This is a genomic window from bacterium (genome assembly GCA_021372775.1).
GTDB lineage: Bacteria > Acidobacteriota > Polarisedimenticolia > J045 > J045 > JAJFTU01.
In genome coordinates this window covers 1-11,740 of the sequence record JAJFTU010000104.1, presented here as the reverse complement: position 1 = coordinate 11,740, position 11,740 = coordinate 1, and the positions used below count along the sequence as shown (strand labels likewise).

The window sequence follows — 11,740 nt, the reverse complement described above, 5'->3', positions numbered from 1 at the left end:
GCTCGTACTCGAAGCGGGGCGCGGTCTCGAGCCGCGCGCGGTGCTTGGCGAGGTACTCCTCCAGCGAACAGACGACGGCCGCCGGGCTTCCCGCGCAGACCGTCTCCGGCGGCAGCGAGCGGGAGACGACCGACCCGGCGCCGACGATTGTGCGCGGACCGATCTCGACGCCCGGCAGGACGATCGTCCGCGCTCCGAGATGGCAGGACTCCCGGATCGTCACCCGGCCGATGCGCGCCGCGTCGAGGAACTCGTCCATCTGCGCGTCGTGGGCGAGGATCAGGCACTCCTCCCCGAAGCCGCAGCCGTCGCCGATCGAGATGAGGTGGCAGTGGCTGACGTCGATCCACGTCGAGGGGGGAAGCAGCACGTTCCGCCCGATCACCATGCCGAGCCCGCGCAGCCTCCTCCACCGGCGCGCGTCGCGCGCTTCCTCCGCGCGGCGCTTGACCGACGCCGCAAGGTCGATCGCCCAGCCGAGCATCCTCACGCCTCCCGCCGGATCAGCTGTTTCACCCGCTCGAACCCGCTCGCGCACTGCAGCACGAGCAGGGGGTGCGCCTCGTAGGCGAAGCGGCGCACGCGGTACAGGCAGTCGCCGCGCTCCCCCGCGCCGGCCGCCGTCGCGTAGCCCGAGACGCCGGTCACCGCGCCGCGGAGGCCGACCTCGGCCAGGAGCCGCGTCTCGCGCGGGCCGAAGTCGGTCGCCTTGCCGTTGGGGTAGCAGAAGATCGGCGCGGGGCGCGAGGCCCGGTCGCGGAGCGTCCGCCACGAACCTTCGATCTCGCCGCGCGACTGCTCGTCGCCGACGCGCGACAGCACGGGGTGGGTCACCGAGTGCGGGCCGAACGTCATGCCGCGCGCCTCGTAGCGCGGCAGATCGGTCCACGACAGCGGGGCGTACTCAAGCGGCGGCGCGGACGGCAGCGCCACCTCGGCGCGTTCGGCGAGTCGCTCGATCGCCGCCAACTTGTCCTCCTCGGAGACGCTCTTGCAGAGCGCGACGAACTCGGCCCGCGCGCGCCGCCGGTCCGCGTCGCCCGCCGTCGCGGCGCGCCAGGCGACGTTCCCCACCGACGCCTCCAGCGAGGGACGCGCCGTGCGCCGCAGGACGTAGTCGACCCGGTCCCACCAGAACCAGAGCGTTCCGTCGAGGAAGCCGGTGGTCGCGAACGTCGTGACGGGGCAGTCGTATTCCGCGAAGACCGCGCCGCCGATTTCCGCTTGGTCCCAGTAGCCGTCGTCGATGGTGAAGGCGAGGGTGTTCGGTTCGGGAACCCGCCCCTCGTCGAGGGCGGCGAAGAGATCCGCGAGACCGACCACGCGGTAGCGGTCGCGGCGCAGACGTTCGAGGACCGCGCGCAGCGTCGCCGGCGAGTGCCCTTCGACCCCCGCGTCCGGGCAGGCGAAGCGGTGGAACATCAGGATCGCGGCGCGGTTCCGCAGCAAGGGCGCGTAGAGACGCCTCATCGTCCTCGAGCAGGCGACGCGCAGCACGCCTTTCTTGAGCGGATTCACGTCGCTCTCCTTCGGCGGCCTCGCCGACGGGGGAGGCGCGCCCGCCTCCCCGCGGGCGCAGTGAATGGTACGTAGGTCGGGTCCGTCCGCTCAAGCGGCGTTTGCGGTTCCGGCGGCGAAATCCCGCGGCGGGCGACGGCGGTCAGGCGTCGCGGCGGATCGCGACGGCGCTGGCGATGTACTCGCTGATGCCGAGAAGCGCCTTGAGCCGGTCGCGTCCGCGCGGCGACCAGAGGTCCGCCCAGAACGACGTCCAGTACGACTCCGGGTCTACTTCCTGGACGTCGAAGCGGTGGGCCCGGAGGAGCCGCTCCAGCTTCCGCGGAACGAAGGTGTGCGGGTGGCCGCGGTCGAGGCGCAGCCGGGAGAGGACGCGGTGGACCGGATAGCCGAGCCGCGAGCGGCAGTTGACGGTGAGGTAGAGGACGCCGTCGGGCTTGAGGGCGCGGCGCAGTTCGCGCATCACCGCGTCGCAGTCCCGCACGTGGTCGATGCAGTTCTCGATGATCGCCAGATCGAACGCCCCGTCGTCGATCGGCAGCGACTCCCCCGGGCCGGCGAGGTAGACCGCCTCCGGGTTGCGGAGCTTCGTGAGGACCGGATTGCGCCCGTAGAACTCGTTGAGCGGATCGATCAGGACCCGCTTCGCGGCGGGGAAGAAACCGGCGAGGCCGACCGGCCCGCTCCCGACCTCGACGACCGCCGCGCCGCCCTGCGCCAGCTCCCCCATGCCGAGCCGGCTCAGGCGCGCCGCGAGGCGGTCGGCCCGCCAGCGGTACCAGTCGAGCTGGCTCGCGGCCCCCTCCGAGATGCGCTGCGCCGCGCGCTCCCAGTAGCCCCGTTCGTATTCCTGAGCCGCCTGCCAGCGGTCGCCGTCCACCATTCTCGCCCGCCCTTTCCGCGCCGAGCTCCGTCGCGCCGTCTTCGCGGCGCCATGGCGGTTATTAATACGGCGAGAGCGGCGCAATGCGCGGGGCGGCGGGAGCGAATTTGCGTAGCGGACGGGAATTGCCGCGCGTTCGCCCCGAAAGACGAACCGGCCCGCGGGCACGGAACCCGCGGGCCGGCGAGGATCGCGATCCGGTCAGTGAACGTCGACGCGGATCAGCTTCTGCACGTTGTTCGGGGCGGCGTTGGTCCCGGCCCAAGTGATGAAGCTCGTCGAGCCGACGATGTTGTCCCAGTCCTGCGTCTGGTTGGCCGGGCTGGAGGGGTTGCCGTACGGCGAGAGGAGCAGGTGGTTCCAGCCGTGCGTCGTGTAGGTGGAACGGAAGTCGACGTCGGTGAACGCCGCCTTCTTGACGCCGTCGATCCAGATTTCGGCGACGCCGTCCGCCGCCCCGGCCGTGTTGAGCTTCAGGTGGATCTGGAGCTCGTGCCACGTCCCGGTCGTCAGCGCCACCGGCGTCCCGACGTTCTGCGCGAGGGTCCGCCAGACGTCGGAGCCGACCTTGCGGTGCAGTTCGAGCTGCGGCCGCCCCACGTTGTCCACGTCGAAGATGACGTAGTACGGGGAGTAGCTCAGCGGCTGGGGGTAGCCGGCGCTCCAGGATTCGAACGCCGCGACGACGAACATCTTGTTCGTGCCGGTCGGCCAGCTGTAGCCGCTGGAGAAACGGACCATCGAGCGGAGGTAGAAGTCGGACACCTGGCTGCCCGGCGAGGAGAGGAGCGGGTGGTCGCCGAAGTACTTCGTGCCCCAGCCGCCGGTGCCGCCCGTGATCTGGGTCTGCCGTCCGACGTAGCCGCCGGTGTAGGCGCTCGCGCCGGAAACGGCCGCGAGGCGTCCGCCGTCGTCGCTCAGGTCGTCCTTCCAGTAGTTCATCGTGCCGGACTCGAAGCCGTCGCACAGGATCCAGCCGGCCTGCGGGCTCGAGCATTCGTTGGTCGGCGCGGGCGGGTTGGACGACGTGCAGGCGCTCGTGTCGAGGGCGCACGACGAGTTGCAGGAGAGCGTCCCGCCGCTGAAGCCGAGCGAACTGCAGCTCGCGCCGCCGAGGTTCGTCCCGTCGCACGTCTCGCCGCTGTCGATCACGCCGTTGCCGCACTTGACGACGGGGGTGCAGGCGCTGGTGTCGAAGCCGCAGGACGAGTTGCAGGAGAGCGTCCCGCCGCCGAACCCCTGCGAGGTGCAGGAGGCGCCGTTGAGGTTGGTTCCGTCGCACGACTCGCCCGTCTCGACGACGCCGTTGCCGCAGACGGGGGTCGTCGCCGCGCCGCAGGTGTAGCCGACGCAGCTGCCGAGGCCGTAGACGCCGACCTCCCCGCCGCTGCTGGACAGGGTCTTGCACGTCGTGCCCGGCGTGATCGTGTAGTTCGTCGTTTCGGCCCAGGCGCAGACCGGCGCCGCGGCCTCGGTGGAGTGCGCCTCGAGGCCCGAGCCCATCGCGGTCCGCCACGACGCGATGTCGCCGTAGGTCGCGTCGCCGGAGCCGTACATCGCGCCGCGGTAGCTGGACGAGCTGTCGTAGCGGTTGTAGTCGATCGTGTCGCCGGAGCGGGAGCCCCAGCTGTTGATCGTGATCTCGAGGTTCCCCTGGCTGGTCTGGCCGACGTTGTCGCGGATCACGGCCGCGGTGACCGGGTTGCTGGTCGTCGAGCCGAAGTAGAAGTTGATGCTCGGCGCGCCGCCGATGATCGTGTTGTGATGGATGTAGGGGCGCGCGATGTCCATCATCAGCGTGATGCCGTTGCCGAGGATCAGGTTGCCCGCGATCTCGGTGTCGGCCGGCTTCTCGCCGAAGCTGGCGGTCTGCGCGTTGAGGCGGAACGCCGCGGCGGCCGTGTTGGAGATGCGGTTGAAGCGGTGGATGTTGCGGACCGAGTCGTCCTTGTCGTCCACGCCGAAGACCATGTACGAGTTGCCGACGATGGTGTTGTACTCGATCCGCGTGTCCGAGTTCACGAACAGCTTGATGCCGGCCGCCGACGAGTTGTAGCCGCACCCGCCGCCGTTGTCCATGTCGTGGATGTAGTTGTGGTGCACGTAGAGATGGTTGGCCGCCTCCAGCCGGACCATCGAATAGTTGCCGTCGCAGTCGAAGCCGCCGTGGAGGTCGTTGTAGGCGATTTCGACGTGGTGCACGCCGGTGGACGGCGCCGTGCCCCAGCCGGTCCGCGCCTCGATCGCTCCCTGGACTTCGAGGCCCTGGAAGGAGACGTAGCCGCAGGACGGATTGCCCGCCGAGACTTCGAACACGCCGATCGCCGGCGACGGGGGGTTCGCGCCGCAGTCCGCGGTCGCGCAGATCTTCGGCTTGTGGCCCGGATAGTTCTTGACCGTCGTGTACTGGGTCGCCGTGCCGTTGAGGCTCCCGTCGGTCCGGCAGAAGTTGAAGCCCGGAATGTAGCCTTGGTCGCCGGCGCGATAGTACGTGCCGTTCTTGATCAGGCAGGTGTCGCCGCCGGACATGTTGGCGACGCATCCCTGCGGCGTCGCGAAAGCGGTCGCCTCCGTCAAGCCGGTGTTGGAGTCGCTGCACGCTTTCCCGCCGCAGCCGGTCGCGGAACCGTCGACGTAGTAGGTCTTCCCCGCGGCGAAAGCGGCGGAACCGCCGAGCAGCACAACCGTCAGCGCCGCGGCGGCGACTCGAGTCTTCAACCAGGCGAAGGACATCATGAACTCCTCATGCTCCGACCGAGCGGGCAACTCCGAACAAAGCAAGGGCCGTGCCACGCGCGGCGCCCGCTCTTCGCCAAGGAGAACCCGCTACGGTCGGCGCGATCGCGGTCGAAGACGTCGGTTTGACGACGCCCGGTTACGAAAGTGTGGGGATTCCGACGCAAATCGCCCGTTCGGGGCACGGCGGCCGGAAGCGGCGCCGACGCCCGCGCCCCGGACGACGACGGCGCCGCCTTGCAGCGACCGTCCGCCGCGAAGGGCGAAGAAGCCGCGCGGCGGAACGGCGGCCGCGCGGCCGTCGCCGCCCGCCGCGCGCGCGTCATCCGCGGCGAGGCCGGCGGGCGGGGGCGAGCACCGCGCCGGCCAGCGCGCTCAGCCGCGCCGCGAGATAGACGGCGTAGAGCACGAAGAGCGCGGGCGCCCGCCGGCCGTCCCGACACTCCGCGGCGCGGTAGAGCGCGCAGGCCGCCGGCGCCCAACAGACCAACGCCGCGGCGGCGACGCCCCACGCCGCGCCGCGCGCCGTCAGCGGAAGCAGCGCGGCGCCGGCGCAGAGACTCGCGCCGAAGAGGCAGGTCATCACCAGCGGCTTGTCCCACCACGAGCGGCGGAACGTGCCGAGCATCCCCGCGGCGTGCCAGCGCTGCTTGCGGTAGAAGGCGCGCAGCGTCTTGGGATTCCCGAGATGGACGGCGGCGATCCGCGGATCTTCGAACACGAGGAAGCCGGCCTGCGCAAGACGAAGGCCGAGCTCCGCGTCCTCGCCGGTCCAGAGGTCCTCGGCGAATCCGCCCACCGCGGAGAACGCCTGCCGGCGCACGACGAGGTTGCCGGAGTTGATGTACGAGGCCGGGCCCGCGCGGCGGCGGCGCTGCGAGAACCAGGCGCTCTCGATCCAACGCGCACCGTCCGGAACGAGGTACTTGGCGCCGGTGGCGGCGACGCGCGGATCGTCGAGCGCGCGCTCGACGGCGTCGCGCCAGCCGGCGTCGAGGACGCAGTCGGCGTCGACGAAGGCCAGCGCTTCGCCGCCGGTTTCGCGGGCCCCGATGTTGCGCAGCGCGCCGATCGTCTCGCCGGGCGCGGCGACGACCGGCGCGCCGAGGGCGCGCCCGATCTCGACCGTGCGGTCGGCCGAGCCGTTGTCCACGACGACCAAGCCGTCGCCCGGCCGCATCGCCCGCCGGATCGACTGCAGGCACGCCGCCAAGTCGCGCTCGGCGTTCAACGTGGGCACGACGAAATCGAGTCTCATCCCGGAAGCGCTCCCCTCGGCGCCGATCCCGCGGCCGGGAACTCGGCTTGACCGAACTATGATATGTGTACGCGCCGGGAGCGGCGGGCGCTTCGATGTCGCGGGCGCCGCCGGCGCGGCGAGGGAGCGGCGGGGCCGGATGCGTTGCCTGCACATCATCTCGGGGGATCTGTGGGCCGGCGCCGAGACGGCGACCTGCGCCCTGCTGCGCGAGCTGCGGAGCCGACGGGGGATCGAGCCGCGGGCGATCGTGCTGAACGAGGGACAACTGGCGCGGGAGCTGCGCGAGGCCGACGTGCCGGTCCAAGTCGAGCCGGAGCGGGGGCGCGGCTTGGTCTCCCTCGCGCGCGCCGTGCGCCGCGCGGCGGGGGAGTGGAACGCCGACGTCGTCCACAGCCACCGCTACAAGGAGCACCTGTTGGCGGCGTGGGCGGTCGCCGGAAGGCCGATCGCGCACGTGCGGACCGCCCACGGCATGCCGCCCTCGGTCGAGCGCTCGGGGCGCGGCGCGGCGGCGCTGATCGACGGCGCGCTGACGCGGACGTTCGGCGGGCGCTGGATCGCGGTCTCGCAGGAGTTGGCGGAGCGTCTGCGCGGCCCGCGGCGGACGGTGGACGTCGTCCACAACGGCCTTCCCGAGTCTCCGGCGGCCCCGCGGGCGGACTTGCTCCGCGGCCGCGCGGGGACGGCGCTCGTCGGCTTCGTCGGCCGTCTGGAGCGGATCAAGCGGCCGGACCGTTTCCTCGAGATCCTCGCCGGCCTCGGCCCCGTCGTCGGCGGCGTCGCGGTGCGCGGCGTGGTGGCGGGGGCCGGATCGCTCGAGGCGCCGATGAAGGCGGAGGCCGCGGCGCGCGGGCTCGACGGCCGCGTCTCGTTCCTCGGCCACGTCGAGGACGGGGCCGCCGTCGTCGCGGCGCTCGACGTTCTCGTCGTCTCCTCCGATCACGAGGGACACCCGATGGTCGTGCTCGAGGCGATGCGCGCGGGCGTTCCCGTCGTCGCGACGAGCGTCGGAGGTCTCCCCGAAGTCCTGCCGCGCGACGAGTTCCTCGCGCCGCCGGACGATCTCGGCGCGCTCTCCTCCGCCGTCGCCCGCTTGGTCGCCGATCCGGAACTGCGGCGACGCCGCGGCGCGGCGCTGCGCGACGAGTTTCTCCGTACCTTCTCCGTCCGGACCACGGCCGACCGCGTCCTCGAGGTCTACGACGACGCCGTCGAGCGACGCCGGCGCCGGCGGTGAGCGGGCGGAAAGGACGCATGTCGGGACATCGCGAATCGGGGCCGCGCGCCGGCGGTCTTGCGGCCTTCGGTTTCGGCGCGCTCCGCGCGATCCCCCCCGCCGCGGTGGCGCTTCGCCCGCGGGCCGTCGTCGCCGCCGTCGCCGGCGCGGACGACGACGCCGCGCGGCGCTTCGGTCGTCGCCTCTGCGCCGACGCCGGTCTTCCGCACGCCGCGCTCTTCGGCGACGGCCGCAGCGCGCTCGCCGCGCTGCTCGCCGCGCTGGCGCGCGAAGCGGGCCCCGACGCCGACGAGGTCCTCGTTCCCGCCTACACCTGCTGGAGCGTCGCCTCGGCCGCGGCGCGCGCCGGCCTCAAGCTGCGGCTCGCCGACGTCGATCCGGAAACGCTCGACCTCGCGCTCGACGATTTTCGGCCGAGTCCGCGGCTCGCGGCGGCGATCGGCGGCCATCTCTTCGGCCGTTCGCTCGACGTCGCGCGTCTGGCGGCCGCGCTGCGCTCCGGCGGACGCGGCGTCCCGCTCATCGAGGACGCCGCGCAGACATGGCCCGCGCCGCGGTCCGGCGCGGACTTCGTTCTGCTGTCGTTCGCGCGCGGCAAGCTCTTTCCGCTCGGCGGCGGCGGCGCGGTGCTCGGCGGGGAGCTGGCCCCGGCGATCGACGCGCCGGCCCGCGGCGGCGGGTGGCGCCGCGCCGCGCTGCTGCTCGCGGAGATCGCGCTCGGGCGGCCGCCGTTCTTCGGCGCGCTGCAACGCGTCCCGTTCCTCGGCGTCGGCGCGACCGTCTTCGATCCGCAGTTCGCCCCGCGGCGCCGCTTTCACCACTGGCAGGGCCGCCTCGCCCTTCGCGAGTTGGAACGTCTGCCGGAGCTGCGCCGCGCGCGGGGAGACGTCGCGCGCGCGCTGCGCCCCTACGTCGAGGCCGCGCCGGGCTGGCGCGTCCCGCGTCTCCGCGAGGAGGACGGGTGGCTCCGCTTCCCGGCGCTCGCGCCGAACCGCGCGGCGCGCGACCGCGCCCTCGCGTCGATGCGGCGGAACGGCGTGTGGGCGAGCCCGATGTACCCCGCGTGCCTCGCCGACATCCCGGGCGTCCAACCTTGGCTCGCGGCGGAGTTCGCGCCGCCGACCGGGGCGCGCGCGCTCGCCGACCGGCTGCTCACGCTGCCGGTCTCGCCGGGCTTTTCGCCGCGCGCCGTCGCGTTCGTCGGCGAGGCGTTCCGGCGCGCCGCGAAGGAGGCCTAGCGTGGCCGTCCGCGGGTTCGACGGCCCGGAGTCGGGCGAGAGGCGCGCGGGCGGGCTGTGGGCCACGCCGCCGCTGCGCGCGGCGCGCGAGGCGGCGCCGGTCGCGGGGGCGAGGGCGGGGGCGGGTCCGGCGTCGTGGACGCGCCTTCTGCCGGCGCTTTTCTATCTGCTGATCGAGTGCGCGCGGCCGATGGCCTGGGCGCCGGCGCTCGGCGCGCTGCGCCCCGGCCTGATCGCCGCGATCTGGCTGACGGTCGTCTTTCTCGCCCGCCGCCGCTGGTTCATCTCGGCGCCGATCGCCTGCATGCTGTTCTTGGTCGGCGTGATGGCGGCGCAGGTGCCGTTCGCCGCGAACAACTACCGCGCCTTCGTCGGCTTCCAGGAGTACGCGACGCTCGCCGTCCTCTGCGTCTTTCCGACGGCGGCGATCGTCGAGACGGTCGGCGACGTGCGGCTGCTGCTCTGGGCGTACGCGCTCCTCCACGTGCCGACGGCGGTGCACGGCATCCTCCACGGCGGGGTCGGCCTCGGCGGCTGGCTCGGCGACGAGAACGACCTCGCGCTCGCGCTGAACGCCGCGGCCGCGATCTCCGTGTACCTGCTCTTCGGCGAGCGCCGCCTGTTCCGCCGCGTCGTCCTGATCGCCGTCGTCGCGCTCTGCGCGCTCACCTCGGCCTTCACGCTTTCGCGCGGCGGCTTCGTCGGGCTGGTCGCGATCTGGGTCTTCCTTCTGGTCACCGGGCCGCGCCGCGGCCGACTCCTCGTTCTCGGCGCCGCGGTCGCCCTGTTGCTGGTCGCCGTCGCGCCCGCGAACTACTGGAGCGAGGTCCGGTCGATCCGGACCGCGGACGAGAACGACGACACCGGCGCGAAGCGGATCTACTACTGGAAGCTGGCGACGCGGATGTTCGCGGACCATCCGTTCGCCGGCGTCGGCACGCGCAACTTCGGCATCGCCGCGCCGCTCTACGAGGACCAGGTCTACGCCGACCAGAGCGGCCACCACATGTGGGGACGGGTCTGCCACTCGATCTACTTCACCGTCCTCGCCGAACAGGGGCTCGCCGGCGTCGTCCCGTTCACGATCGTGCTCTGGTGGTGCTTCCGGACCCACCGGAAGATCCTGCGCGCCGCGCGGCGGCGGCCCGACGACGGGAACCTCGCCGCGGCGTCGATGCTGAGCCGCGCGATGGCCGCCGCGCTCTTCGCCGTGCTCGCCTGCGGGGCGTTCCTCTCGGCGGCGTGGTATCCGCCGCTTTGGATCATGGTCGGCCTGCTCGCCGGACTGAACCGCGTCGTCTTCCCCGCGCCCGACGATCAGTCGGCGGCGAGCAGTCCGGCGTAGAAGTCCTGATAGGCGCGCGCCGCCGCCCCCAGCGAGAAGCGGCGCAGCGCCTCCTCCCGCGCGCTCCGCCCCATCGCCGCGCGGCGTTCCGGATCGCGCAGCAGCGACGCGACGCGCGACGCGAAGGCCGCCGCCTCGCCCGGCGGCGTCAGGTGACCGGTCGCGCCCTCGACGACGACCTCCGGGTTCCCGCCGACGGCGGTGGCGACGACCGGCAAGCCGTGGACCATCGATTCGAGCAGCGTCAGCGACAGACCCTCGCTGCGCGAGGTGAGGACGGAGACGTCCATCGCGGCGTAGACGCGGTGGATGTCGGGGCGGTAGCCCGGCAGGAGAACCCGCGCCTCCAAGCCGGCGTCGCGCAGCGCCCGGAGGCGTCCTTCGCGGTCCCCCCCGCCGGCCACGACGAACCACGCCTCGGGAACGTCGCGCAGGATCAGCGGAACGGCGGCGAGGAAGTCGTCGATCCCCTTCACCGCCCGCTGGTAGTTGGCGACCATCCCGACGAGCGGGGCGTCGGGCGGGACGCCCAGCTCGGCGCGCAGGCCGGCCCGCGCCGCCGCCCGGTCGAACGACGGCGCGAGATCCTCGACGCCGTTCCGGATCACGAGGAGCTTCGACTCCGGCAGCAGCTCGCGCCGACGCACGACGGCCCGCACGCCCTCCGACACGCAGACGACGCGGTCCACGGCGCCGCGCGTCCAGCGCAGGAGGCGGTACTCCTTGGGCCCCCAGTTGAACCCCTCGTCCTCGCGGTTCTCGACGAGCCGCTCGATCAAGCCGGCCTTCTTGAGCAGCCGCGCGTAGATGATCGCCCAGAAGAAGTAGGCGTGGACGACGCTCGGCCGGAGCTCGCGCGCCGCGCGGCGCGCCGCGGCGAGATGGAACGCCTGCGCGACCGGGAAGTGGTCGAGCGGCTTCGGCGCGCGGCGCAGCCGGCGGACCGCGACGCCGTCCACCGGCCGCGCGGTGTACGGCGCCCAGGTGAAAACGCTCGCGTCCCAGCGCGCGGCGTCGAACCGCCTAAGCATCGACAGCAGGTGGTTGCCCGTCCCGCCGCCCAGGTCTCCGAGCAGATAGAGCAGCCGCCGCGGCGCCGCGTCGCCGTTCATCGCGCGCTCCGTCCGCGCGCCGCGCGCACCGCCTCGACGAGACGCCGCGTCGCGTCGTCGATCAGGGCGAACGCCGCGGCGAACCGCTCCGGCGGACCGCCGTAGGGATCGGCGATCGCGACGACCGGCGGCGACGCCAGCGCGCCGAGCAGGTGAATCCGCCGCCGCGCGTCGCCGCGCCGCCGGCGAACCGCGCGACGCTGCCACGGCTCCATCACGAAGTAGATCGTTCCTGTGCTGTCGGGAAGCGCGCCGAGCGGCGTCGCGCGGTGCGCCGACAAGTCGAGACCGCGCTCCCGCGCGGCGGCGACCGCGGCGCGGGGCGGCGCCGCGCCGGCCGTCGCGTGCAGGCCCGCCGACGCCACGGAGCACTCGGGAAGCAATTCCGCGCACCGCGCGGCGGCGTAGGC

At 73.1% G+C, this 11,740-nt stretch carries 10 protein-coding genes; 3 read left to right on the top strand and 7 right to left on the bottom strand.

Annotated features, from left to right (window positions below; all coding sequences use genetic code 11):
- From LLG88_03610 to LLG88_03590, 5 genes are all read right to left on the bottom strand, one after another.
- The coding region (locus LLG88_03610) for an acyltransferase (GenBank protein MCE5245995.1) at positions 1-484 on the bottom strand (484 nt) is incomplete at its 3' end.
- 2 nt (positions 485-486) lie between these two features.
- Positions 487-1,518, bottom strand: a complete 1,032-nt coding sequence (locus LLG88_03605) for a polysaccharide deacetylase family protein (GenBank protein ID MCE5245994.1) — start codon at positions 1,516-1,518, stop codon at positions 487-489.
- A 142-nt stretch (positions 1,519-1,660) separates the two neighbouring features.
- A complete protein-coding gene (locus LLG88_03600) occupies positions 1,661-2,401 on the bottom strand; it encodes a class I SAM-dependent methyltransferase (protein MCE5245993.1) in 741 nt (246 codons plus the stop codon).
- 201 nt (positions 2,402-2,602) lie between these two features.
- Positions 2,603-5,137, bottom strand: a complete 2,535-nt coding sequence (locus tag LLG88_03595) for a right-handed parallel beta-helix repeat-containing protein (GenBank protein MCE5245992.1) — start codon at positions 5,135-5,137, stop codon at positions 2,603-2,605.
- 322 nt (positions 5,138-5,459) lie between these two features.
- Positions 5,460-6,395: a glycosyltransferase gene (locus LLG88_03590; protein ID MCE5245991.1), complete on the bottom strand. Its 936-nt coding sequence runs from the start codon at positions 6,393-6,395 to the stop codon at positions 5,460-5,462.
- Positions 6,396-6,534: 139 nt separating this feature from the next.
- On the opposite strand from LLG88_03590, the gene LLG88_03585 reads away from it, so the two are divergent.
- From LLG88_03585 to LLG88_03575, 3 genes are read left to right on the top strand one after another with little or no spacing between them, the layout of a single operon-like run.
- On the top strand, positions 6,535-7,635 hold the full coding sequence (locus LLG88_03585; GenBank protein MCE5245990.1) for a glycosyltransferase family 4 protein: 1,101 nt from the start codon (positions 6,535-6,537) through the stop codon (positions 7,633-7,635).
- Positions 7,636-7,652: 17 nt separating this feature from the next.
- Positions 7,653-8,873, top strand: coding sequence for a DegT/DnrJ/EryC1/StrS family aminotransferase (locus LLG88_03580; protein ID MCE5245989.1), 1,221 nt, complete (start codon positions 7,653-7,655; stop codon positions 8,871-8,873).
- 1 nt (position 8,874) lies between these two features.
- A complete protein-coding gene (locus LLG88_03575) occupies positions 8,875-10,218 on the top strand; it encodes an O-antigen ligase family protein (protein ID MCE5245988.1) in 1,344 nt (447 codons plus the stop codon).
- Here LLG88_03575 and LLG88_03570 read toward each other — a convergent pair.
- On the bottom strand, positions 10,191-11,330 hold the full coding sequence (locus tag LLG88_03570) for a glycosyltransferase family 4 protein (GenBank protein MCE5245987.1): 1,140 nt from the start codon (positions 11,328-11,330) through the stop codon (positions 10,191-10,193). The genes LLG88_03575 and LLG88_03570 overlap by 28 nt on opposite strands.
- Positions 11,327-11,740, bottom strand: a 414-nt coding sequence (locus LLG88_03565) for a protein tyrosine phosphatase (protein MCE5245986.1), incomplete at its 5' end; no start/stop codon positions are given. The genes LLG88_03565 and LLG88_03570, both read right to left, overlap by 4 nt.